Genomic DNA, 23,944 nt, shown 5'->3' with positions numbered 1-23,944 from the left:
TCTCTTTGCTCCCAGAGCGCGCACGATCAGCATGTGCTCGCTCGATGGGCGCAGTCGAGAGCACCCCAGCCATCTGCCGTCAATCTGTCCTTGAGACGGAGTGGGTGACGGAAACGAAGATGCGACTGTACGGGATCGAAACAGAATACGGGATTACCAGGGAAGATCAGGATGCGGTCGATCCGGTGGTGGAATCGATGGAGCTGGTCCGGGCCCATTTGACAGCTTCATTCGAGCGGCGCTGGGATTATGGCGGCGAAGATCCGCACGAGGATGCGCGGGGGTTTCGGGTTCTTGGTCTACAGCAGGATAAAGAAGAAGACGAGTTCGCCAAGGTCGATGCCCATCGGCCTTTTTCGTTTCATGAGATGAAGAGCGATCTGGTGCTTCCGAACGGCGCACGCTTCTACAACGACCATACACATCCTGAATATTCCACGCCTGAATGCCGAACGGTGAGAACGCTCCTTGCCCACGACCGTGCCGGAGAGCGGATTGTCCAGCGGGCGGCGGAGCGGCGCAATCAGGTGCTCGGCGGGTCCCCCGTGCAGCTCTATAAAAATAATACGGATTTTCACGGGCATAGTTATGGCTGTCATGACAACTATCTTGTCTCACGCGCGATTCCCTTTCCCTCACTGACTGCAGGGATGTTGCCGTTTCTGGTGAGTCGGCAGGTCATTGCCGGAGCGGGCAAGGTTGGCGTGGAAGGCCAAGAAAGCGGGTTTGTACCGGGCCAGTACCAGTTGTCTCAGCGGGCCGACTTCATGGAGACGGATTTGAGCGTCGATACGATGCACAACCGGCCGATTCTGAATACGAGGGACGAACCGCATGCGGTGCGGGAGAAATATCGGAGGCTCCATCTCATCATCGGCGATGCCAACATGTGCGAGTACAGCACGGCGCTGAAAGTCGGGACGACGCAATTGGCGTTGGAGTTGATCGCGCGCAACGCGGCGCCGGCGCTTGAATTGGAACATCCGGTCACCGCGGTCAAGCAGTTATCTCGCGATCAGAACCTCAAGGCGACGGTGCGTCAGCGAAATGGCCGCACCATCACAGGCCTCGAGATTCAAGAGCAGTATTATCTCGCGGCGGAGAAGCATTTGGCCGGTACCGATGCAGAGACCGATTGGGTCCTGTCCGAATGGGCCGACACGCTCCGGCTCCTTGCAGGCGATCGACGGCAATTGGTGGGGAAGCTCGATTGGGTCACCAAACTCTGGCTCTTGGAAACCTTTATGCAGGAAGAGCGGATTGGATGGGACGATCCCTGGCTGGCGAGTTTGGACTTGGAGTACCATAATGTGAATCCTGAGCGCGGGCTCTTTCTCGGGCTTGAGGCAGAGGGGAAGGTCTGGCGGATGACGTCGGAACAGGACGTTGAATCGGCCTTGGTCGCTGGCCCGATCGATACCAGAGGGGGGATTCGCGGCCTCTGCATCAGACGGTTTCCGGATCAAATCAAATCGATGCAGTGGGAGCGGATCCGGTTCAGCGGGGGCTTGCTTCCGCGGACGTTGGAAATGGGCGACCTCTTTGAGCCACAGGCGGTGCAGGCTTGCGCACAGATCTTCGAGCAGGCGGTGTCCCCGATGGATGCGTTGAACGCATGGAATAGAGAAATGGAGTCCCGATCATGAACTACAGCTCAATGCCGGAACGTCGTGAAGGGCCGGGCAGCCCGATGCCGAAGGCGCCGAGTCCGTCCGAAGAGGGTGGCGGGCCGAAACGGCCGGAGACCGGGTCGCCGGACAAGGATAATCTGCTCAAGCGCATGCGCAAGGTCGATCCGAAGCAGGCTGAGCGGTATCGGCAACGGACAGGAGAATAAAGACGTTAGGGGTAAAGGGGTTAGGCGTGAGGGGGTAGATTCAGAGGTCTGATCGCCTGACGCTTCACGTTTCACGCTTCACGAGGGGTTTTCACGATGGGGATGCAAGGGGATTTTCTTCAGCTGTTGAAGGAACAGGGCTACACGCTGGGCGTACCGGCATCGGTGGGGACCGGTCATGCGCTGACGAATGCCACGACGATTTTGGCGTTTAAGTATCGCGATGGCGTCCTGGTGGCCGGCGATCGCCGCGCAACCGCCGGCAATATGGTGATGTACGATCGGACGGACAAGGTGTTGGAGATCGACCGGCACAGTGTGATGGCGATTGCTGGTGTGCCTGCGACTGCCTATGAAATGGTGCGGGTCCTGGAACATTCCTTCAAATATTACCGGCGAACGCAGCTGCAGGAATTGAGTTTCGACGGCAAATTGCGAGCGATCTCCAAACTCTTAAAGGATAATGTGCCGGCGGCCTTGGCCGGGACTGGCGCGGTGGTTCCGGTGTTTGCCGGCTACGATTTTGAGCAGGGCTCTGCCAAGATCTATTTCTACGATATCCTGGGGGCGGAGTTTGAAGGCGTTGAGTATGCGGTGTCCGGCTCCGGTTCTCCGACGATTCGAGGCATTTTGCACTACCTGAATACCTGGGGCGATCAGCCCCTCAATCGGCTCCCTGAAGAACTGGCCATGGTGCAGGCGCTACGATTGCTCACGAGCGCGGCAGAGTTCGACTCGGCGACCGGCGGTGTCAATCGGGAGGCGAGTCTCTACCCTGTGATCAAGTTGATTACCGGGGCCGGCGTGCAGACGGTGCCGGACGCGACCTTGAAACCCCTCTATGAATCACAGGTGGTGCGTTATGTATGAAGAGCCCTATCGCTGGGTCGAAGCCGTCGGCAATCGACGGCAGTATCTCGACGAGCAGTTTAAGCAGGGGAGCCCGGTTGTCGCGCTGACCTATGATGGAGGCATTCTCCTGACGACGGTGAGCAAAGGGACCGCAAAGCTCTATGAGATCTATGACCGATTGGCATTAGGTGGAATGGGGCATCCCACGGATTTGGAAAAGCTTCGTTTCAGCTTGCTGGAAATGGCGCATGTCGAAGGCTTTAACCGTTCGCCGTCAGACGTGACGGGATCGAGGCTGGTGAAATACGGCATCGCCCCTGTCATTAAGCAGGCGTTTGAAGAAGTGTATAAGGCGCCGTTCATCGTGCGTATTCTCGTCGCCGAGTTGGGGGTGAAGCCGGAGAAGGATGCGCTCCTGACGATCAACTACGATGGCACGTTTGAAGAATCGACCGGTTGTGCGGTCTTGGCGGCCACTCCAGCTGCCCAGACGAAGATGACGGCCTATCTGAAGGAGCAGACGCCTGCCACGCTGTCGTTGGAGCAGGCATTGGATCTGGCATTGCGAGCCTGGGCCATTGGCTCCCTCGCGCATCAACAGGAAGAGACGGATCAACAGACTGAGTCCGATCCATCTGCCGGCAAAGCTGGTGCAGTGACCGCTCCGGTCCCTAGTGCCGACGTGCTGATGGCGCATGTGCGTGGTATTGCCGGAGGACGGACCCTTGAATGTGCCGTTCTTGAGCGCCAGGCTCCTGGTACGTCCAAGTATCGGGCGCTCAAGCAGACGGATCTCTCACGGCTCCTGCCGAAGGGGCTTCAATCAGTCGTGGCAAACTGAGATGTTGAACCGTATTTTCGGACTTGAAACCGAATACGGACTCTTGGTGAACCAAGAGCAGCCCGATCACACGCCGACCTGGTTCGCCCACAAGATTCGAGACCATCTGTTTCACGTCCAACGGCGTGGGGTGCTGGATCTGCACCATCGTGGGCATGATGAGCCGCCCGGTAACGGAGGGTTTCTCACCAATGCCGGGCGCATGTACCTCGACATGGGACATCTGGAATGGGCCTCGCCGGAATGTGAATCGCTCGGCGATGTCGTGGCTGCCGACCGCGCCGGCGATCAGTTGCTGCAGGCTGCCGTGGAAGACCTCGGTCTGGCGGATCAGGTGTCGTTGATCAAAAACAATGTGGACCATGAAACCGATGCGACCTTCGGGTCGCACGAGAACTATCTCGTGTCGAGACGGTTCCCCTTTACCAGGCGTGGCCTTGGGCCTCTGGTCACTTTCCTCGTCACCAGACAGATTTTTACGGGAGCCGGGCGTGTCGGAACAGCTGGCCCACAGGACGCCTGGGTTCAGATGGACCGGCTCATCGTGCCGCGGGGAGCGAATCAGCGCCATGGGCAGCATCCTGCCATGCCGTTTCAGATTTCTCAGCGCGCCGATTACATCGTGAACGATTTCTTCGAATGGGTGCAGCAGAATCGTGCCATTGTGAATACGAGAGATGAACCGCTGGCAGACCCGAATCAATATCGCCGTATTCATCTCCTCCTCGGCGATTCCAATATGGCGGAGGTGGCGACGGCTTTGAAGTTGGGGACGACAGGGCTGGTTCTGCAATTGATCGAAGAGGGCCATGCGCCGATCGACCTGGAGCTCCATGAACCGGTTGAAACCATGCAGGAGCTGTCACAGGATCAGGACCGGCAATGGATCGTGCGGCTGCAATCGGGGAAGTCGATCTCCGCCATCGACATTCAGGAGGCCTTTCTCGCAGCGGCGCAAGCCCACTACCGTGGGCAGGACGGCGAAACCGATTGGGTGCTTGATCAATGGGAGGCAGTTTTACAGGATCTTCGCGGGGATTACACCAAGTTAGTCGGCCGGGTCGATTGGGCCTCGAAGCTCTGGCTGCTTGAAACATTCCGGGAGGCGGAGCAGTTGACCTGGGCAGACCCGGCGTTGAAGAGCCTCGATCTGGAATATCACAATCTCCATCAAGGCAAGGGGCTCTACTTTGGCCTTATGGAGGAAGGTCGGGTTCCGCGACTCACCACTGACAAGGCGATTGCCTTGGCCATGGACCATCCGCCCCGCAATACCAGAGCCTTTGGGCGCGGCGAACTCGTTCGGCATTTGCTGGCTAGTGGATCGCCAGATGAACCGGCCGATTCCAGGCCGGAAGAGCGATTTTCCCCATCCTATGTAATTAACTGGTCGATCTTCCAATTGCGCGGGCAGGCGCCTTTCCCCATGCCGGATCCCTTCAAAACCTACGTCCAGGAAGTCCGGACGCATCTGCAATCGGTGTAGTCTGATTGGGCCTGCGCGCCTTCTCTAGTTCGTCACAGAACAGATTGAATAGATGGATAAGTTGTCGAGGTGCTATGCTTCTCTATGACGTATATCCGCTAGGCTGATGCTATGGGAGTGATTGAGGGAGGGCAGCATGAAGGCACGTAAGTGGATGATGGAATACGGAGTGGCGATGGCGCTGACGTTTTTGTTCGCCGTGATCCTGGGGCATATCCCGCTTTTTCGTGAGACCACCGTAGAGAAACTGCGTGCCTCAGATCTGGTGCAATGTATCGGATATGGCAGTGTACTGGTGATTGCCTGGCTCGGGGCCCGTCAATTGACCTCAGAGCCACCGGATGAGTGGACGTGGCTCATACCCTACCGGGCATTAATTCTACCGGTGACGACCCTCGCAATTGTGTCGATGGCCTACGGTGTATTGCTCTACGTCTGTGATCCGTTTCTCAGCAAGTCAGGAAAAGGGATCTATAACTGGATGTTTATCGCCGGCATTATGGCGACCAGTGCCTGGCTCATTGTGACGTGGGTTAGGAAGTGCGCACATCAGGTCGCTGAGCAGGAGTCCCGACGATTGAGCAAGCAAGCCGCCTAGCTTCTCTTCATTATGCCGGCTACCTCGTTGGACGAGGCAGCCGGGCAGCTCCTGCTCCGGACAGTCCTATCGATTCGACAATTCTGTTTTCTGCCCAGAATCGGTCTTCATCCTGCCGGTATTGCTGAACGAATCCGCAATGGCCGCCATAGTAGGGTGCAGCCAGTTGAATGCTCTGGTTCTGATGGATAGCCGGGAACGAAAACATCGAGTAGGGAATGAACGGATCGTCTTGTGCCGTGACGATGATGGTTGGCACGGCGATCTTTCCTAATACATGCCGTGAGCCGGCCAGATTGTAGTAGTCAGCTCCACTCGCATAGCCTCCGTCTTGGGCGGTGTAACGGTCGTCGAAGTCGCTGATGGTGCGGATGCGATCGAGTCCGGTGAGGTTCCACTTTCCTGGAAAGAGCTCTGCTTTGCGCCTCATGCGCGCTTTGAGCTTGGTCAAGAAGTGGTAGTGGTAGATCCAGTTTCTTGGCTCTTCCAATGCCTTGGCACATTGCGCCGGATCGATATTCGGGCACACGGCGATCGCGCCGGCCAACGCTGTTTCCGACGAGCCGAATTCTCCGGCTGCTTTGAGGACGAGATTTCCTCCCATCGAATAGCCGACAAGCCAGATGCGATCGAGTCCATCCACGTGCGCCAATTCATGAACGACGGCTCGAAAGTCCTGGCTCAAGCCGCTGTTGTAGAGCGTCGGCGTGAGGTGTTCGGTCCCGCCACATGTTCGTTGGTTCATGCGGATGACATTGAAGCCTGCACGATAGGCTTTTGCCGCAATCCCATGCATATAGTGCGACTCGCTACTGCCTTCAAGTCCGTGCACGAGTACGATGGTCTGGCAATTGGTTCTGGCTGTCTGCCAGTGGCAGAAGCCGAGTACTTGGGTATGAGGCTGGGTGGTGAAGAGTCGCGACTCAGTCGGTATTCCGGCAAGAAGCGCTCGGCGAGACCAGTAACCTGGCAGAACGGTCATGAGATATGAATTGTGGAGGAGGGCTGCCGGTGTGAATATTCGCCAGTCAGGCTCCATGGTGGCCATCATCGATGAAAGTCCAAGTCGCTCCGCAGAATGAATTATCGGAACACGGTAAGCTGAAAATAGCATCAGTCCCACTGAAGACGACAAAGGCCTTCGAGAGAGGTCTCGAAGGCCTTGAGATTGTGGCTCCCCGGGCAGGAGTCGAACCTGCGACCAGCCGGTTAACAGCCGGCTGCTCTACCACTGAGCTACCGGGGAACGAGACAGTCCGTCATCGGGCTGCGTATTCTAGCAAAAGATTTCTGTTGGGGGGAGATTTTTTTCTATCAGGGCAATTGATTGATTGTGTGCTGTCGGCTAAACGTCAAAATCCTCAGTTTCATCTTCATTTGAGGTCGCATCGGTCCGTCCAGCCGCAACGGATGCGTAGTGAATGGCCCAGGTGAGATAGAGGTTCCCGCTATCGCGCATGGTATCGGCAGCCTTGATGAGTGTCTGCGCTAAATCAGGATCCTTCCCGCTGGCATGAATGTCGGCTGCCCGCCGTTCGAGTACTTTCGGGTACTCATGAATGAGACCTGAGATCTCTCGAATGAGCTCATCGATGACATTATCTTCTGTTTCCATCTGTTCTCCCTTAGAGCGGCACCAACAAAAAACCCCATAGCGCAGGCGCCATGGGGTCTTGCGCGGGAGACCCGCTACGAACAACTGTTAGCCTTGGTAGGCCTGCCCAAGAGCTGCTGATTCACCCTTATTGGACATCAGCTGCCCGGTGGCGCTGACCGCCTGCATGCTGATGGCATTATGTTTGGCCGCGTCGCAGACGACCACGCAGAGCTCACAGCCCTTGCAGCGGTCAATCATCACTTCGGCTACCATCTTGCTTGGATTAAGGTCGAGGCAATTGGCCTCCGGACAATACATGATGCAGAGGCGGCATCCCTTTTTGGCCACGCATTTTTCATCGATGACTTGCGCTACGTTATACATGCGAGCTGGTTCCTTCTCTCTCGTTAAGCGGCGACGGCAGGATTACCGACTCGCAGCTCATACTTATTCTCTTCGGCCCATTTACTGGCGATTTCATAGGCCGCCTGCACGGTTGCCAAGTTCTTAGCCAGCAACATTTCTTTCTTGGCGAACTTTTTCTTGATCGCTTCATCCAAGGAGGCGGTTCCACCGGAGGCGACGAACTTCTTGCCGAACCGTTCCTGCAAGGCGCCGTCCAGGGATTCCATCGAGACGCACTTGGTGATGCCAGCGACCGATCCGATCATCGCCATATTGGTCGAGAGCTCGGTGCCGGCCACTTCAATCGCGAGCTCGGTTCCCGCAATGTAAAATACTTTCACATTGAGATCCTTGAGCCGTTCAATGTCATCGGCTGACAGCAACTCCTGGTCGGAGTTGATGACGACGAGGCCGCCTTCCTTCACGCCTGAGTAGAAAGGCATGGTGTAGCTCTTTCCCATGGTGATGACCTGGGGATGAAAGACCTGGATGACGTCAGGAAATACCAATTCACCACGGTCATAGATTCGTTCAATGCCGATCCGGCAATAACTTTCGGCTGGCGCCATACGCTTCTCGGCGCCGAAGAAGGGATTAGAGATCGAAAACTTGCCGTCGCGGTTGGCGGCCATGGCCAGGACATGCGCGGCAGTGACGGCGCCCTGTCCGCCCAATCCCGACATCCGAATATTCAGTCGTTTCTTGATCATGGTCGTCTCTCCTCCAGAATCAGATTAGGCTCCCTGAGAGGCCAGCTGCTTGGCTGCGGCCTTCTTTTCCTTGTCCTTGGCGGCCATCTCTGCCAGGAGTTGCTTGGCTGGCTCACTGATGTACTCTTTGTAGGCGAACCGCTCGGTCGGCTTTTCAGAATCCCGCATTTCCTGGAGACCTTCCATGCTGTTCTTCCCGATTTCGAGAATGCATGGCGTATAGAGCTGGAGGTAGGTCGGTCCAATTTCCCGCGAGATCATGACTGCGTTCCGGACTACCTTCTCAATGAGTGACGGTTTGCTGACGGTGCATTGCACCACGTAATGGCAGCCTGATTCACGGGCGATTTCCGGCAGACGGACTTTGTCGAAGAGTTTGCCGACCGGCGCCATCTTGGCGACGAAGCCCTTCTGCATCAGACCGCTCTCCTGGCCGCCTGTGTTGGCGTACAGTTCGTTGTCGAAGCAAATCGTGGTGAATTTTTCCTGGCGGAACCAGGCTTGTAAGGTCATGTCGAGGCCGATATCGACGGTGGCGCCGTCGCCGGCCAGCACGACCACGTCTTTCGTCCGGCCAGGGAAGCGGACACTGAGGGCGCGCTTCAAGCCGGAGGCGATGGCGTTCTGGTTGCCGAAGAGGGAGTGGATGTTGTGTACGGCCACCATGGGGAACACCAAGCTGGTACAGCCGGTGGAGCCGACCATGACGGTGTCTTCGGGGTTAGGCAAGGAGGCTAGGATGTAGCGGAAGGCCATGGATTCCGGGCAGCCGGCGCAGAGAGAATGCTGCTCGATCAGTTCCTTGCTGTTGCCGATATCCTTCCAGCCCCGGTCTTCTTTGCCGTAGGTCGCACTCTTAACCAGGTCTTGATAGTCGGACGGCATGATGTCGTACAGGTCTTCAGAAATTTTGATACGTTCCTTGCTCATGATGGCCTCCTCAATACGTGCGTCTTATTCAGGGCGTTTAGTGCTTGCTTGTCTCGATCCAATCAGCCGCGACTGGCCATCGACACGGTACGTATGCCAAGCAGGGTCTTGATTTCGGAAACGATGATTTCCGGTGGCATCGTCATGCCGCCGCAGACGCGCGGGCCTGCATGCACCCGTTCGCTGTTGGGGATGGTGGCCTTGATTTCCTTGGCCAGCCATCCGGTCACATTGAACTCCGGGACGATGATGTGTTTGGCGTTCTTCGTAGCTTCACGGATTTCTTCGCCCGGCCATGGCCGCAAGACTTTGACCTTGACCAGACCGCAACGGATGCCCTCGTCTTCGAGGAGGCGGATGGCCTCTCGGCCCTGCGAGACTGCTGTGCCAGAGGCGACGATGATGACCTCGGCGTCAGTATTTTCTGTTTCAATCAACCCGTTTAGCCATTTGATTGTATGTTTGCGGGACCGTTCCACTGCCGCCCAGACTTCTTGTTGCCAGGATGCGTGGGTGGCGTAGCTGATGTAGTTGCTCTTCATGACAAACGGATCGCGCATCATCCGGACTGGTGGACATTCCATGTCCATGCAGGGCACGGGCGAGCGGTAGGGGTCGTAGGGAGGCAGGCACATGTCGGCCGGAGTCAGATTGACCACGTCCTTGGTGTGCGTGACGAAGAATCCGTCGCAGCACAGTGCCAAGGGAAGGTGCACATCCGGCTCTTCCGAGACCATGTAGCCCTTGAGAATCCAATCGAAGAAGTCCTGCGCGGTTTCCGCATGCCAGACGAGCATGCCGGTATTCAATAGATAGGCGATTTCGAGTGTGTCGGGCTGAATCGAGAGCGGCGAATTGATGCCGCGGCAGGTGACGATCATCTGGATCGGCAACCGTGCGCCGGACCACATCGGAAAATTCTCCATCGCGCGCATCGTACCGGGGCCCGCGGTCGTCGTGAAGACGCGCGCGCCGCCGAAGGCCGCTCCTGCGCATTGCGACATGACGGCGAACTCGCTCTCGCCGCGGAAGTAATCACCGATGTACCCCTCGGCAAAGAGTTCGCCGATCAAGGCGGCTGCTTCGCTCTGCGGTGTAATCGGGTAGGCAATCATTACGTCGCAGCTGGCCCGCCGAAGCGCTTCCTTGATGACTTCACTGCCCGTATAGAACGACGGCGTACGGGGCGCGTCGTTCATCATTTTCCAGGTGTCGGTAAAGGTCTGCCCTTTTTTATTTTTCGTGCCGATGACTGAGTGTGTGTCTGCCATGGATCAGCCTCCTTTCACTCTCTCCAGAACTTCAAACGGCTTAGTTTGAGGCTCCGCTCTTTGCTGATGTCAGCCGTGGTTGGACTGTCCCTTTCAACTTTCTCACCCACTCGGCCAGTTTCATGATCTTTTCGACCGACGCGTCGCGGAAGGACAGCATCGCATCTTCATGGCCGGCCTGAGCGCACATCGCAATCGTGTAACAGGATGTACCGCCTCGAATGATCTTGAGCGCCAAATTTGCCTGATGGCAATGGACCCCGACGAACATGCAGCAATCGATTTTATTGTGCCAAATGGTCAGATTCGGGTGGTTGGGATTGATCTCGACTTCAGGATTGATCTTGGGATATTTGGGGCGGTAGTCCGGCATCGGAATCAGCATGGGCGTCTGCCCTGGCTGCACACATTCCTTGAGCGTATTGTACAAGTGACGGATGGCGGTTGCCTTTTTGGCAGCTTTCTCGTTCCATGCCCACAGAACTAAGGGGCCAGGGAAGATCGTCGGCACTTTGGCCATGAGGAATTGTTTCGCCGCTTCCTCGTATGCCTTTTCCTCTGGGACGATCACACCGTTGATGTGGGCTTCCCCAGGGTTCGGCAAGCAAATGCCCATGCTCGCAGCCGATGGAGGAAGGAAATGTTCCGGGCCTGGAAGGACGCGATACTGAGTCATTACGGCTTACTCTCCGGCAAGGGGTTAAAGAACGAGAAACACAAGTTTTTCGATGATCTGGATCTTCCTCACTCTAAGCTTTTTCTATGTCACCTGCAACCTCGCAGAAGGCCCACCGTCGTGAAATTTCGGGCCATCTAACGAGAGAGGCTTAGGTCTTTTGTCCTGAGCTGCTGGCTTGCCCGCAGGTAGCTAGTCGTGCCCGTTGAAACGCGCATATTATAGAGATGTGGATTTCGCCCTGTCAAACTAATCGACATGGCTTCAGTAGCTATGGATTTGCTATCTGCTCGTGAATAATAGGTGCGTATTCAACAGGTTGCAAGGTGTCATGGTAATTGCTCGCAGGCAGGGTTTGACCCGAGAACGCAGGCCCGCTCAAGGTCATCTTTGGCGAGTCGCCCCTGTAGGCGTTCTCGATATAGTTTTGCCCTGTTGACGAGGGCCGCAGCATTGGTGGGATCGACCCGAATAACAGTGGACAGATCTTCAATTGCCCGCTCAGGCTGATTCAGCTTGATGTAGATCTCGCTTCGAAGCGCATAGGCCTCCTTTTGATAGGGGATCCAGCTTTCAGGCGTTTGGGCATTAATTAACTTCTTCAGTGTGGCCAATGCCTGCTGCCATGATTTGGTTTCTGCCTGGCGGCGCGCTTGCGTCGTGTATGCGCCGATGAGTCGCTGGCGGGCGATATCGGCAAACGGATCGAGCTCAAGAACTTGTTCGTAGGCAGCAGTCGCCTCGTCCCATTGCTTCAACCACGTGAATGTATCTCCCTTCCCAACCCATGCCCATACATTTTTCTCATCGAGTGTGATTGCGCGATCAAAGTCTAGCTTGGCTTTATCCAGATAGTCTGAGTAGTCTGAGGGCTGAGTCTGTTGAGAAAAGGCCAGCGAGACCAGTCGGAGATAGGTTTGGCCTCGTACGATCAGTGGATCGACGTAACGGTCATCGAGCGTGGCGGCGTCGGTGCTGAGCTGAATTTTGTCTCGTAGGTTGTGTGTGTGGAGCGCGGTTTCCAGCAACGCGCGCGCGCGTTGCTGTGAGGCAGACTTTCCGCCCGGCTCAATGGCCAACATTCGGACACCGATCGGCTGCTGTTGAAGCGCTTGCAGTTGGGAGCGTAATTGGTGGTTTTCCTGCTGGAGCTGGCGAAAGTGTTGTGCGAGTTGCTGATCGGATTGCAGTCGCCGTACGGCCTCCGCGAGACTGCTTATATTGACCGTGGCGCGAATGCGTACAAAGAAGACGGGGCGATCCCGTTCGAAGGAGCGTCGGGATTCGAGAATTTCTGTTTCCGTGATGGCTGCGGCGATTGTTCTGATTTCCAGGGAGCTGGCTTGCGCGCTTCTTCCTCCAGATTCTTTTTCCACATCGTGGAATGTGGACTCGAGATAGATGCCCGCTTCCTCCACGGCCTTTCGCTGGGCTCGCTGGAGGACTTTTTCTTCTGCAACGGCCAAGGTATCGCCGTCAGCCATGACGTACTGGCTGTCGGCGACGACGATTTTCGTAGCGGCACCCATTGCCGGAGCTCCCCATAGAATGAGTGAGAAGATGAGAGGGCAGAGCAGTTGCTGGTGCAGTTTCATTAGACAACTATACCGCTCGATTGGTGAAGGGGCAACGCAACGAAAGCAGGGGCAGGTATCTATGGGGAGTTAGGGACACGACGCGTGGCTCGCAGGCCTAGGGTTAGCGCGCTTTCGGGAAGACTTGAACGAATGGATGGACTTCGACCCGTTCAAATACACCATGGACGGTATAGGGGTCTTCGCGGGCGAATTGCTGTGCATCTTCCAGCGAGTCCGCCTCAATGACGATCAGGCTCCCGGTTTTATCCGTGAGCGGACCGGCCAACACAACCCGGCCTTGCGCGTCGAGGGGCTCCATCTTGGCGAGATGCGCAGGGCGATGGATTTTTCGCTTGGCCTCCCCGTCGGGACCGTCGAATCCGAGAATAACGAATTTCATCTTGATACCTCGACGGCACTATAAAATGTTGAGTTCAGGCAAGATCCTCGATGGGACAGCGATCTTTGTAGCCGGTGGTCGTTTCATGCCACCAGCGAACTTCTTGCTCTCCGAGCTTCCAGCAGAGATAGACCACTCGACCGTCACGAAGATGGGGGAAGTCACAGAGGCCAAGGTCCAGGTCCTTCACCAGGATGCCAAGCTCCTGGATCGCCTGAAGATTCGTACTGACTTGCTGAAGACCGGAGATGTACAGATGCCCGACAGTGCTGCCCCCGCCATATTCAGCTCTTGCGCTAGCTTTCTGAATTTCATCCTTTGTTCGAGCCAGGACAGCCTTGGCCTGCTGGATTGATATCAGCTTGGAGTTCAGCTGGGGAATGAGGTGATTAGCCTCGGATAATGTAAATGTTCGCTCGTGCTGTTCCTGTTCGTCGTCATGTGCCATGGTGTACCTCTAAAGGAAGTTCCTCATGTATCACACCATTCTTTTGGGCTGCAACTGCAAGGCTGGCGTAGTCGTATCATCGGATTCTGGGGGGGGGATTTCGGCTGGACTGGGCATATGAGGGAAAGAGGGTTGGTGAAAATAGAAAGTGATTCATGTTGACAAGGCACATCGCTCACGTTATCCTTAGATCAATATCTCAGCTCGGATCAGCGTTCTCTCCACACAAGAAGACTTCCGGGGCGCATCTCGAAACAAGCCACAATCGTTCAGGCCATAGAGACATTCAGCTCGGCATGAGTTTCCCCTTGCGACAATATCCGCAGATATGAGACAGAGCCGTACCCTGATTAGCGACGGGTGTAAGCGAGTAAGTCCTTCACGGGTCACCCTCTTTAGTTAATACACACAACATACGATCGATCATCGAAGACATTGCCATTCATTCGGTTTCTGGACAATTTCCCATGGTTCACCATGTGCGAGCGCTGCCGATGACGACGCAGCTGAGGGCTTGAGAGGATACTCATGACACAAACGAAGGGGGAGGTTATGCATCTCGCGGAGCTGAAGCAGAAATCTATCGCCGATCTCAATGAGGTGGCGCGCGATCTAAAGATCGATGGCGCACCGAATCTGCGAAAGCAGGAATTGATTTTCGCGATTCTGCAGGCGCAAACCGCGAATAATGGCGTAGTCTTTGGCGAGGGCGTGCTCGAAACGCTCCCCGACGGATTCGGATTTCTGCGTGCTCCCGATTCGAACTATCTCCCAGGCCCCGACGATATTTACATATCCCCCTCTCAAATCCGGCGTTTCAATTTGCGCACCGGCGACACCGTCTCCGGCCAGATCAGACCGCCGAAGGAGAGCGAGCGGTATTTCGCGTTGCTGAAGGTCGAGAAGGTCAACTTCGAAGATCCAGAAGTGTCCCGCGACAAGATCCTCTTCGATAACCTGACGCCGCTCTATCCCGAAGAGCGTCTGAACCTTGAGTTTGATCGTGAAGAATATTGCACCCGCGTGATGGAGCTCACGACCCCGATCGGCAAAGGTCAGCGTGGGCTGATCGTTGCGGCTCCCCGAACCGGCAAAACGATGATGCTGCAGGCCATCGCCAGGGCCATTCTGAAGAACCATAAAGAAGTGACCTTGATCGTGTTGCTCATCGACGAACGGCCGGAAGAAGTCACCGACTGGCAGAGACAGGTCAAGGCCGAAGTCATCAGCTCCACCTTCGATGAGCCGGCTCAGCGCCATGCACAGGTGGCTGAAATGGTGCTCGAAAAGGCCAAGCGGCTGGTCGAACATAAAAAAGATGTCGTGGTGCTGCTGGATAGCATCACCCGTCTCGCTCGTGCATACAATACGATTGCCCCGCCAAGCGGCAAGGTACTGTCGGGAGGATTGGATTCGAACGCCCTCCAACGCCCGAAGCGGTTCTTCGGCGCGGCCCGCAACATCGAAAACGGGGGCAGTCTGACCATCATGGCGACGGCGCTGGTCGATACCGGAAGCCGGATGGACGACGTTATCTTTGAAGAATTCAAAGGAACGGGCAACATGGAAGTCCATCTCGATCGCCGCCTGGCCGACAAGCGGCTCTTCCCGGCCATCGATATCAGCCAGTCCGGGACGAGAAAAGAAGAATTGCTGGTGGACAAGGATCGCCTCAACAAGATGTGGATCTTGCGCAAGGTGCTGAGTCCGCTTGGAACGATGGAAGCTATGGAGTTTCTGATGGACAAGCTGCACGGCACCAAGACCAATCAGGAGTTTCTCCAATCGATGAACCGGTAACATCCGACTTGTAACTAGTCGCCGAGACAGGGTACAGTAGCTGGCCTTCGAATGGGCGAAGGTCGAAGATTTTGACGTCAGGGGAGTGGGAACTATGAAGAAGGGTATTCATCCCGTGTATCGGGAAGTCGGGGTGCATTGCGCCTGCGGCAACAAATATAAGACCCGATCGACGGGCGGCGATATCAATGTCGATATCTGTTCAAACTGCCATCCGTTTTTCACGGGGACGCAGAAAATTATCGATACCGAAGGACGGGTCGAACGATTCAAGAAGAAGTACGCCAAGAAAGAGAAGTAGCTCAAGACGTGATCATACGAGGGACCCTGCTTCGCTTGAGGGGCAGGGTCCCTTTGTTTTTGTGCATCAGGGGTGGAGTGCGAACTTTAAGGGAAACGGGGCCATGGAAGCCGTCTTACTGAAGAAATGGGAAGTGTTGGCCACTCGATTCGATGAGTTGACAAATCAGCTCATGGACCCGTCCTTGATGAGCCAACCCTCGCAGCTCCACAAAGTCAATAAAGAGCGGACGGATATCGAGCCGGCTGCCAAGCTGCTCGTCACCTATCGGGACAACGCCAGGCAGTTGGAGGAAGCGGTTCAAATCCTTGCGGACCCCACGGCCGGAACCGAGATGCATAAGATGGCGATGGAAGAGAGTGCGCAGCTCGAACGTCAGCAGGCTGAAATCGAGCAGCAGGCCCAAGAGTTTCTCATTCCCAAAGATCCGCGAGACGAAAAAAGTCTGCTTTTCGAAATTCGTGCCGGAACCGGTGGTGATGAGGCGGCGCTTTTTGCCGGGGTCTTGTTTCGCATGTACAGTAAATATGCCGAGAGCAAGGGCTTTAAGGTCGATGTGGTCGAAGCCACAGAAATCGGTGGCGGAGGCTACAAGGGAGTCGTTGCGCTGATTGAAGGTAAGGGAGCGTACAGTCATTTCAAGTTCGAGGCCGGGGTTCACCGGGTGCAGCGTGTCCCCGTGACCGAGGCGAGCGGCCGGATTCATACCTCGACCGTCACCGTTGCGGTGATGCCCGAAGTGGACGAGGTCGATGTTCAGATCGATCCCATGGATCTTCGAATCGACACCTTCTGTTCGTCCGGTGCCGGAGGCCAGAGCGTCAACACGACAAAGTCGGCCGTGCGGATCACCCATATTCCAACCGGAGTGGTGGTGAGTTGTCAGGACGAACGGTCGCAACTGAAGAACCGCACAAAGGCGATGCGGACTCTGCGAGCCAGAATCGTCGAGGCGGAGCGGGAGAAGCAAGATGCGGAAACCGCGCAGAACCGCAAGGCCCAGGTGGGCACGGGCGAGCGGAGCGAAAAGATCCGCACCTATAATTTCCCGCAGAACCGGGTGACCGATCATCGCGTCGGTGTGACCTTGCATAAGTTGGAGCAGGTGCTCGAAGGCGACCTCGACGAATTCGTTCAGGCGTTGAAAGCGCAGCGCCAGCAAGAAGTGGGGGTTGCGTAATGATGGATGCGGTCGCTCCTCTCCCTCAGTCGGTCAGCCAGGCCACGCTTGGCGAGGTCATCGTCGAGGCGCGCCGGCTGCTGGAGCTGGCGGGCATCGAGACTGCGGAGCAGGAAGCTCTGTGGATGATGGCGCACGTGCTCCATCTTTCCACGCATCATGTTGTGACCGACCGAGACCGACTCCTCTCCTCTTCCGAGCTATTGGCCGCGAGAAGCGTAATCACGCGGCGGGTTAGCCGCGAGCCCCTGCAATATATTTTGGGGACCCAGGAGTTCTGCGGGCTGGAGTTTACTGTCAATCCAGCGGTGCTCATCCCGAGACCCGAGACTCAGTTGCTGGTTGAATATGTTACGCAACGGATTTGTGCCGATCGGTCGGCCACCATCGTCGATGTCTGCACGGGATCCGGGTGCATCGCCGTGGCGATTGCACGGATGAGACCTCATGCGAGGGTCATCGCGACCGATCTCTCCGGCCCTGCGCTCAATGTGGCCAGGCAGAATGCTATTCGGCTTGGAGTCAGCGAGCGGATCACCTGGTTGGAAGGCGACTTGCTGGGACCATTGGTGGAGCAAGAGCTGGAAGGGCAGGTTGACGTTATTGTCTCGAACCCTCCCTATATTCCTGAGCTAGATTGGGCAACGCTTCAGTCGGAGGTGCGGTTGTTCGAGCCACGAGGTGCACTGGTGGCAGGGCCTCAGGGGACGGAATTGCACGAACGGTTATTACAAGAATCCGGTCGATACCTGTCTCTTGGCGGTGCCGTAATCATGGAAATTGGGGCCGGCCAGGCTCGTGCGATGCGCCGGATTGTCGAGCAGATGCCAGGCTACAGATTTCACCGGCTGGTCCTGGATGAAGCGGGGCTTGAGCGGGTGGTGATTGTGGAGCGAGTGGGAGCCTAGGACAAGATGGATCGGACAGTCATCACCGGCGGAATACCGCTTCGAGGAGAGGTGCAGATCAGCGGGGCGAAGAATGCCGCGTTGCCGATCTTGGCCTCCACCATTCTTGGCGGCGGCGAGTGCGTGATTACCAATGTGCCCCGCGTGGTAGATGTTGTCACCATGGGGAAGCTGTTGGGTATCCTGGGCGCAAAGGTTCACCATGAGGGGAACCGTGCGGTTATCGATGCGGGGATAATCAGCTCGACCCAAGCCCCCTACGACCTTGTCAAAACCATGCGGGCCTCCGTGCTGGTCTTGGGGCCGCTGTTGGCACGATGGGGCGAAGCGACGGTGTCGATGCCCGGTGGTTGTGCGATCGGGTCACGGCCCGTCAATCTCCATCTTGCCGGACTGGCCAAAATGGGTGCAGAAGTTTCGATGGAACATGGGTATATTCGCGCTACCGCGAAGCGGTTGACTGGCGCACATATTTACTGTGACACGCCGACGGTGACTGGAACGGAAAATCTGATGATGGCCGCGACGCTGGCCCAGGGGACCACGGTCATTGAGAACGCGGCGAAAGAACCCGAGATCGTGGACCTTGCGAATTTTCTTGTGAAGCGAGGGGCTCGCATCGTCGGTGCCGGAACGGATGTCATCACGATCGAAGGAGTCCGTGAGTTGCACGGGAGCGATCACGACGTCATCCCAGACCGCATCGAAACTGGCACGTATCTCGTCGCCGGGGCTATCACGCGGGGCGCGGTTACAGTCAATCGATGCTGTCCTGGCCACTTGGATGCCCTGTTGATGAAACTACGGGAATCCGGCGTCGAGATGCAGGTGGGGCAGGACCGGATTCATCTCAATGCGGCTTCGCGGCTCAAAGGCATCGACATCCGGACGTTGCCCTATCCAGGGTTCCCTACTGATATGCAGGCGCAGATGGTGGCCTTGATGACGGCGGCCGAGGGCACGAGCGTGATTACGGAGACGGTCTTTGAGAGCCGCTTCATGCATGTCGAGGAGTTGCGGCGGATGGGCGCCGATATTAAGGTCGAGGGCAACCGGGCGGTGGTGACCGGGCCGACCAGGCTCACCGGGGCGCCGGTGATGGCCTCCGATCTTCGTGCGAGCGCCGGCTTATTCTTGGCTGGGCTTGCGGCGGAAGGCACCACGGAGATTCTCCGGGTCTACCATCTGGATCGTGGGTATGAGCGGATGGAAGAGAAACTGCGTGGATTGGGTGCGACGATCACCCGTCACAAAGAAGGGGCGGCTCCGGTCGAGACGCGCTGACATCATGCTGACAATTGCCTTGTCGAAGGGGAAAATGTTGGACCTCACGCTGGACGTGTTTCGTCGTGCGGGCTACGCCATGGGCAGTCTTTCCACCGAGAGTCGCCGGCTCGTGTTCCCCTGTCCGGAGATCGGCATGACCTTTCTCATTGTGCGGCCGACCGATGTGCCGACCTATGTCGAATATGGCGCCGCGGATGTCGGAATTGTCGGAAAAGATGTGTTGATGGAGCAAGATAGCGACGTATATGAGCCATTGGATTTAGGATTCGGAGCGTGTAGAATCGCCGTCGCTGCGCTTGAGGGACAGGCCTCACGGGATCGGCTGTCCTCGAAAATTCGGGTCGCGACCAAGTATCCGAAGATTACCGAGCGGTATTTCAATCAGCGCGGCGTGCCGGTCGAAATTATCAAGTTGTACGGGTCGATTGAGCTGGCGCCCTTGGTCGGCCTGGCCGATCGGATCGTCGATCTGGTCGAGACCGGCAATACGTTGAAGGCGCATAATCTCGTCGAAGTGGAGTGTATTGCGCAGTCTACGGCTCGGCTGGTCGTCAATCGAGCGAGTCTGAAGCTGAAGCATACGGTGGTCACAGAGCTGATTCAAAAGCTCCGGGCCGTCAGTTGCACATCAACCGGGCCTCGAACAGCCGCTCCGCGCAAGCCTTCGCGTGGAGCCCGTCGAACGGTCAAACGGACGAGTACATGAAGATCGTGGCTTCCACCGAGCGAGCCTTTCTCCCCGCACTCAAAAAAGTCACGTCGCGTGCCCGTGTGCAAGGGGCTGCCGTCGAAAAGACGGTCAAATCGATCTTGCAAGCCGTGGAACGGGGCGGCGATAAGGCCGTCCTCCGCTATACGAAACAGTTCGACCGCGTCTCCATGAAAGCCACGGAGCTGCGAGTCACCCCCGAAGAAATCAAAGAGGCCTACTTCCACATCCGAAAAGAAGAGGGCGACGCACTCCGGTTTGCGGCCCAGCGAATTACGTCGTTTCATGAGCGCCAGCGCATCAAGACCTGGATGTATCAGGACAACGAGGCGACGCTTGGGCAGGTGATCACGCCGGTCGATGCGGTAGGGGTCTATGTGCCGGGCGGCAAGGCCGTCTATCCCTCATCGGTGTTGATGTGCGCGATTCCAGCCAAGGTGGCGGGCGTCTCTCGCGTGGTGATGTGTACGCCGCCGCAAAAAGGCCCGATCAATCCCTATTTGCTGGTCGCCGCCGATATTGCCGGCGTGACGGAGATCTATCGCGTCGGGGGCGTGCAAGCCGTCGGTGCGATGGCGTACGGGACCAAGACGATCCAACGTGTCGACAAAATCGTGGGGCCCGGGAATATTTATGTGGCGACGGCCAAGCGGCTCCTCTTTGGCACGGTCGGGATCGATATGGTGGCCGGTCCGAGCGAACTGCTCGTCGTCGCAGATGACGACGCCAAGGCGGCGCATGTCGCGGCCGATCTCCTCTGTGAAGCGGAGCATGACGAAGATGCGCAGGTCTATCTCGTGACCACATCGGCGCAGTTGGCGAAGGACGTGGTGCGACTCATCGGCAGCCAGCTGAAGGGGTTGCAACGGGAAAAGATTGCCGCCAAGTCCATTGCGCGCCATTCGGTGGCGTTTGTGGTCACGACCATGGACGAAGCCATCGATGTGGCCAACGAGATTGCCCCGGAACATTTGACCCTCTCGGTGGATGAGCCGTTCGACTATTTAGAGAAAATCCGTCACGCGGGGGCGCTCTTCTTGGGTCGATATACTCCCCCGTCGGTGGCGGATTACGTGGCCGGTCCAAATCACGTGTTGCCGACCGGCGGGACGGCGCGTTTCTTTTCGGCCCTTTCTGTCCACGACTACCTCAAAGTGAGCAATATCGTTCACTACACGAAAGAGGAGCTGAGCAAGGTGAAGGATCATCTCGTTCGGTTGGCACACATCGAAGGGTTCGACGCCCACGCGAAATCAGCCCAAAGCAGGTTTTCATGAAAAAGAACGGATCGGCACCCAGGCAGGCATCAATTCATCGCGCGACCAAAGAAACGGATATCCATGTCGACTGGCGGTTGGATGGCAGCGGGCAAGGGAAGATCGAGACCGGCATCCGGTTTTTCGACCATATGCTGGAACTGTTGTCCAAGCACGGGTTTTTCGATCTGACGGTCAAGGCCAAGGGCGACATCGACATCGATGAACACCATACGGTGGAAGATGTCGGCATCGTAATGGGCAAGGCCCTGCATCAGGCATTGGGGGAGAAGGGCGGGATCAAACGGTTCGGTTTTGCTTCGCTCCCGCTGGATGAAACGCTGGCTCAGATCACGGTGGATCTCAGTGGCAGGCCCTATCTTGTCTATAACGTGAATCTGCCCGATCGGAAGATCAAGACGTTCGACCTCGGCCTCTTCGAAGACTTCTTTCAGGCGTTTGTCACCCACGGTGGGCTCAACTTGCATGTGAATCTGATGTACGGGCGCAACCCGCACCACATCATGGAAGCGATTTTCAAAGGCCTCGCCAAGGCGTTGGATCAAGCGACGATGCCGGAAGAGCGGTTGGCAGGAAAGGTGCTGTCGACGAAGGGCATGTTGTAGATCCCGTCGGTTTGATAAAGCTAAACGGCTCAAGGGGACAGGCCATAAGTTGCCTGTCCCCTTTTTATTTTCATAGAGAGGAGTGGCAGGACAAGCCTGGTTGCGGTATGGTTACGTCCTTTCCACCAGTGGGTATGTTCTATGATTGCGATAATCGACTACGGCATGGGCAATCTCCGCAGTGTCTCCAAGGCTTTCGAGGCAGTGGGGCATGAGGCGGTAGTTACGCGTGATCTGGGCGTGATCGGGAATGCGAGCCATGTCGTATTGCCCGGTGTCGGCGCATTTGGCGATTGTATGGCCAACATCGAGCGTTATGGGCTTGCGGAACCGATTCGCGCAGCGATTCAATCGGGTAAACCATTTTTGGGTATCTGTTTGGGACTCCAATTGTTGTTTGAAGAAAGTGAGGAGTTTGGCACGCACAAGGGTCTCGGCATTATCCCCGGCAAGGTTAGGCGGTTTGCTGCCGACCAGGGGTTGAAGGTGCCGCACATGGGTTGGAACAACGTCATGATGGAGCGGCCCTGCCCCCTGTTCGAGGGGATTCCCGATGGATCGTACTGGTATTTTGTGCATTCATTTTATGTCGACCCTTCTGACAAGGCCGTTGCGGCGACGAAGACGGATTACGGGACGACATTTGTATCGAGTATCTGGCGGGACAATGTCGTGGCCTGCCAATTCCATCCTGAAAAGAGCCAGGCGGTCGGGTTACGGCTGATCAAAAATTTTGGAGCCTGGGCATGAGTATGATGCGCAACAAGGGATGGTCGGTGGCCTTGGCGGGACTGGCTCTGTTGACGGTCGGTGGCTGTAGTGGATCCAAAGTCACGACGAAATCGTCTGCGGAGTTGCCTCGGTATCAGATTCGTACAGTCGCCTTGATCCCGTTCACCACGCTCGCGACACCACAAGTAAGGGATGTTGTCGATCAGGGCTTCTCCGCGCCTCAGGGGGCTCGCCGTTCTGATATGACGCTCGCGGTACCACCGAATACTGAACAGCTCATTCGGCAAACAGTCACCGTGCCGGCTGGCGCTGGGGCGACAGTCACACAGCTACTCTGGAGCCGGTTGAAGTCTCGGCAGGGTGTGACCGTACTTGCGCCGAGTGAGGCAGCAAAAGTGCTGGCGTCTCAGGCGACGCCTCAATCTGCCACTGGACAGGCACTGGCGATGACTGTGGCGAAACGGCTCACGGTCGATGCGTCGCTGATCGGTCAAGTGTTGGTGTATCAGGAACGGGTTGGTGGTCGCTTTGGTGCCAGTCCCCCAGCCACAGTGGGGTTTGAAGCGAAGGTCATCGCCGCCGACGGGCAAATCCTGTGGGAAGGGAATTATTACGAGAAGCAGCGGCCGATGACGGAGGACTTCGTGGGCTTTATTCAGCGGCATGGAGTGTTTGTCACAGCGGAGGAATTGGCGATCTACGGGGTCGACCATCTGCTTCGTGAATTTCCGTTTGGAACGGCAGAAGAACGTTAACAGGAGACGGTTGTGTCTATGCTCATTATTCCCGCGATCGATTTAAAAGATGGCCGTTGCGTGCGGTTGCGTCAGGGCGATATGGCGGCTGAAACGGTGTATTCAGACGACGTGCCGGCTGTTGCAAGGCAATGGCAGCAAGGCGGTGCGACGCTGATCCATGTGGTGGATCTGAACGGAGCGGTGGAGGGTGAGCCGCGCAATCTTTCCCAGATCGAGGCGATCATTCGCACCGTGAGCGTGAAGGTACAGGTTGGGGGAGGGATCCGGTCGATTGAAACCGTGCGTCGTTATCTCGGCGCAGGTGTGAGCAGGGTGGTGCTTGGGACTGCGGCATTGACCGATCGGTCTTTCTTGGAGAAGGCCTGCCTGGAGTTTCCTTGTCAGATTCTCTTGGGACTGGATGCGCGGGATGGGAAGGTGGCCGTCAAGGGCTGGACATCGGTATCGGAGACGAAGGCGACCGATTTGCTCAAGGAGTTGGCGGGCCATGCCTTGGGGGCTGTGATTTATACGGACATTGCCCGCGATGGTATGTTGGCTGGACCGAATCTGGTGGCGTTGCGGGAAGTGGTTGAGTTGTCCTCCTTCCCGGTCATCGCGTCCGGGGGGATTTCTCGCATTGAAGACGTGCGAGCAGTACAGGCGCTCGGACCACGAGTTGAAGGGGCGATTGTCGGGAAAGCGCTTTACGATGGCAAGTTAGATTATCGGGCCGCTCTCGCGGCTCTTGGGGCTGAGTAGGGCTACGCGTGAGGAATT

At 56.7% G+C, this 23,944-nt stretch carries 27 protein-coding genes and 1 tRNA gene; 17 read left to right on the top strand and 11 right to left on the bottom strand.

Features of this window, described 5'->3' with window-relative positions; translation table 11 throughout:
* The first annotated feature begins 44 nt into the window (after nt 1-44).
* The 6 genes from Q7U76_02645 (at nt 45) to Q7U76_02620 (ending at nt 5,614) form a co-directional block, all read left to right on the top strand.
* Complete coding sequence (locus tag Q7U76_02645; GenBank protein MDO8355274.1) at nt 45-1,646, top strand: proteasome accessory factor PafA2 family protein; 1,602 nt, start codon at nt 45-47, stop codon at nt 1,644-1,646.
* A complete protein-coding gene (locus Q7U76_02640) occupies nt 1,643-1,837 on the top strand; it encodes a ubiquitin-like protein UBact (GenBank protein MDO8355273.1) in 195 nt (64 codons plus the stop codon). The genes Q7U76_02645 and Q7U76_02640 overlap by 4 nt, the downstream gene beginning before the upstream one ends.
* A gap of 96 nt (nt 1,838-1,933) precedes the next feature.
* On the top strand, nt 1,934-2,707 hold the full coding sequence (locus Q7U76_02635) for a proteasome subunit alpha (protein ID MDO8355272.1): 774 nt from the start codon (nt 1,934-1,936) through the stop codon (nt 2,705-2,707).
* Nucleotides 2,700-3,530, top strand: coding sequence for a proteasome subunit alpha (locus Q7U76_02630; GenBank protein MDO8355271.1), 831 nt, complete (start codon nt 2,700-2,702; stop codon nt 3,528-3,530). The genes Q7U76_02635 and Q7U76_02630 overlap by 8 nt, the downstream gene beginning before the upstream one ends.
* A 1-nt stretch (nt 3,531) precedes the next feature.
* Nucleotides 3,532-5,016, top strand: coding sequence for a proteasome accessory factor PafA2 family protein (locus Q7U76_02625; GenBank protein MDO8355270.1), 1,485 nt, complete (start codon nt 3,532-3,534; stop codon nt 5,014-5,016).
* Between the two features lie 136 nt (nt 5,017-5,152).
* Complete coding sequence (locus Q7U76_02620; GenBank protein MDO8355269.1) at nt 5,153-5,614, top strand: hypothetical protein; 462 nt, start codon at nt 5,153-5,155, stop codon at nt 5,612-5,614.
* A gap of 19 nt (nt 5,615-5,633) precedes the next feature.
* Here the strand turns inward: Q7U76_02620 and Q7U76_02615 are convergent, their stop codons facing one another.
* The 11 genes from Q7U76_02615 to Q7U76_02565 form a co-directional block, all read right to left on the bottom strand.
* The gene (locus Q7U76_02615) at nt 5,634-6,596 is read right to left on the bottom strand and encodes an alpha/beta fold hydrolase (GenBank protein ID MDO8355268.1); all 963 of its coding nucleotides are present in this window, start codon (nt 6,594-6,596) and stop codon (nt 5,634-5,636) included.
* 189 nt (nt 6,597-6,785) lie between these two features.
* Nucleotides 6,786-6,860: transfer RNA gene (locus Q7U76_02610), tRNA-Asn, on the bottom strand.
* A 99-nt stretch (nt 6,861-6,959) separates the two neighbouring features.
* Nucleotides 6,960-7,229: a hypothetical protein gene (locus Q7U76_02605; protein ID MDO8355267.1), complete on the bottom strand. Its 270-nt coding sequence runs from the start codon at nt 7,227-7,229 to the stop codon at nt 6,960-6,962.
* A gap of 87 nt (nt 7,230-7,316) precedes the next feature.
* A complete protein-coding gene (locus Q7U76_02600) occupies nt 7,317-7,595 on the bottom strand; it encodes a pyruvate ferredoxin oxidoreductase (GenBank protein MDO8355266.1) in 279 nt (92 codons plus the stop codon).
* A 23-nt stretch (nt 7,596-7,618) separates the two neighbouring features.
* Complete coding sequence (locus Q7U76_02595; GenBank protein MDO8355265.1) at nt 7,619-8,326, bottom strand: 2-oxoacid:acceptor oxidoreductase family protein; 708 nt, start codon at nt 8,324-8,326, stop codon at nt 7,619-7,621.
* Nucleotides 8,327-8,350: 24 nt separating this feature from the next.
* Nucleotides 8,351-9,256, bottom strand: a complete 906-nt coding sequence (locus tag Q7U76_02590; protein MDO8355264.1) for a thiamine pyrophosphate-dependent enzyme — start codon at nt 9,254-9,256, stop codon at nt 8,351-8,353.
* A gap of 62 nt (nt 9,257-9,318) precedes the next feature.
* Nucleotides 9,319-10,527, bottom strand: a complete 1,209-nt coding sequence (locus Q7U76_02585; GenBank protein ID MDO8355263.1) for a transketolase C-terminal domain-containing protein — start codon at nt 10,525-10,527, stop codon at nt 9,319-9,321.
* A 40-nt stretch (nt 10,528-10,567) separates the two neighbouring features.
* Nucleotides 10,568-11,203: a carbon monoxide dehydrogenase beta subunit family protein gene (locus Q7U76_02580; protein MDO8355262.1), complete on the bottom strand. Its 636-nt coding sequence runs from the start codon at nt 11,201-11,203 to the stop codon at nt 10,568-10,570.
* 329 nt (nt 11,204-11,532) lie between these two features.
* Complete coding sequence (locus Q7U76_02575; protein MDO8355261.1) at nt 11,533-12,798, bottom strand: hypothetical protein; 1,266 nt, start codon at nt 12,796-12,798, stop codon at nt 11,533-11,535.
* Between the two features lie 103 nt (nt 12,799-12,901).
* Nucleotides 12,902-13,180, bottom strand: coding sequence for a YciI family protein (locus tag Q7U76_02570; protein MDO8355260.1), 279 nt, complete (start codon nt 13,178-13,180; stop codon nt 12,902-12,904).
* Between the two features lie 34 nt (nt 13,181-13,214).
* Complete coding sequence (locus Q7U76_02565) at nt 13,215-13,628, bottom strand: DUF2203 domain-containing protein (protein MDO8355259.1); 414 nt, start codon at nt 13,626-13,628, stop codon at nt 13,215-13,217.
* A gap of 552 nt (nt 13,629-14,180) precedes the next feature.
* Between Q7U76_02565 and rho the strand changes: the two genes are divergently transcribed.
* The 11 genes from rho to hisA all read left to right on the top strand — a co-directional run bounded on the left by rho (nt 14,181) and on the right by hisA (nt 23,926).
* Nucleotides 14,181-15,428 carry a transcription termination factor Rho gene (gene rho, locus Q7U76_02560; protein ID MDO8355258.1) on the top strand — a complete coding sequence of 416 codons (1,248 nt, stop codon included), beginning with the start codon at nt 14,181-14,183 and terminating at the stop codon, nt 15,426-15,428.
* Between the two features lie 94 nt (nt 15,429-15,522).
* Complete coding sequence (gene rpmE / locus Q7U76_02555; protein ID MDO8355257.1) at nt 15,523-15,729, top strand: 50S ribosomal protein L31; 207 nt, start codon at nt 15,523-15,525, stop codon at nt 15,727-15,729.
* A 103-nt stretch (nt 15,730-15,832) separates the two neighbouring features.
* Nucleotides 15,833-16,909 carry a peptide chain release factor 1 gene (prfA, locus tag Q7U76_02550; GenBank protein MDO8355256.1) on the top strand — a complete coding sequence of 359 codons (1,077 nt, stop codon included), beginning with the start codon at nt 15,833-15,835 and terminating at the stop codon, nt 16,907-16,909.
* Nucleotides 16,909-17,817, top strand: a complete 909-nt coding sequence (gene prmC / locus Q7U76_02545) for a peptide chain release factor N(5)-glutamine methyltransferase (GenBank protein ID MDO8355255.1) — start codon at nt 16,909-16,911, stop codon at nt 17,815-17,817. Before prfA ends, prmC begins: the two co-directional genes overlap by 1 nt.
* Before the next feature lie 6 nt (nt 17,818-17,823).
* Nucleotides 17,824-19,101, top strand: a complete 1,278-nt coding sequence (murA, locus tag Q7U76_02540; protein MDO8355254.1) for a UDP-N-acetylglucosamine 1-carboxyvinyltransferase — start codon at nt 17,824-17,826, stop codon at nt 19,099-19,101.
* Nucleotides 19,102-19,105: 4 nt separating this feature from the next.
* Nucleotides 19,106-19,810 (top strand): ATP phosphoribosyltransferase, encoded by a 705-nt coding sequence (gene hisG / locus Q7U76_02535; protein MDO8355253.1) that lies wholly within the window; start codon nt 19,106-19,108, stop codon nt 19,808-19,810.
* Entirely contained in the window at nt 19,807-21,090 is a 1,284-nt protein-coding gene (gene hisD, locus Q7U76_02530; protein MDO8355252.1) for a histidinol dehydrogenase, read from the top strand. Before hisG ends, hisD begins: the two co-directional genes overlap by 4 nt.
* Nucleotides 21,087-21,695, top strand: a complete 609-nt coding sequence (gene hisB / locus Q7U76_02525) for an imidazoleglycerol-phosphate dehydratase HisB (GenBank protein ID MDO8355251.1) — start codon at nt 21,087-21,089, stop codon at nt 21,693-21,695. The genes hisD and hisB overlap by 4 nt, the downstream gene beginning before the upstream one ends.
* 141 nt (nt 21,696-21,836) lie before the next feature.
* Nucleotides 21,837-22,445, top strand: a complete 609-nt coding sequence (hisH, locus tag Q7U76_02520) for an imidazole glycerol phosphate synthase subunit HisH (protein ID MDO8355250.1) — start codon at nt 21,837-21,839, stop codon at nt 22,443-22,445.
* Entirely contained in the window at nt 22,442-23,182 is a 741-nt protein-coding gene (locus tag Q7U76_02515) for a hypothetical protein (GenBank protein MDO8355249.1), read from the top strand. Before hisH ends, Q7U76_02515 begins: the two co-directional genes overlap by 4 nt.
* A gap of 18 nt (nt 23,183-23,200) precedes the next feature.
* Nucleotides 23,201-23,926, top strand: a complete 726-nt coding sequence (hisA, locus tag Q7U76_02510) for a 1-(5-phosphoribosyl)-5-[(5-phosphoribosylamino)methylideneamino]imidazole-4-carboxamide isomerase (protein MDO8355248.1) — start codon at nt 23,201-23,203, stop codon at nt 23,924-23,926.
* The last annotated feature ends 18 nt before the right edge of the window (nt 23,927-23,944 follow it).

Source organism: Nitrospirota bacterium, from assembly GCA_030645475.1.
Lineage (GTDB): Bacteria > Nitrospirota > Nitrospiria > Nitrospirales > Nitrospiraceae > Palsa-1315.
This window is presented reverse-complemented; position numbering and strand designations above follow the sequence as displayed.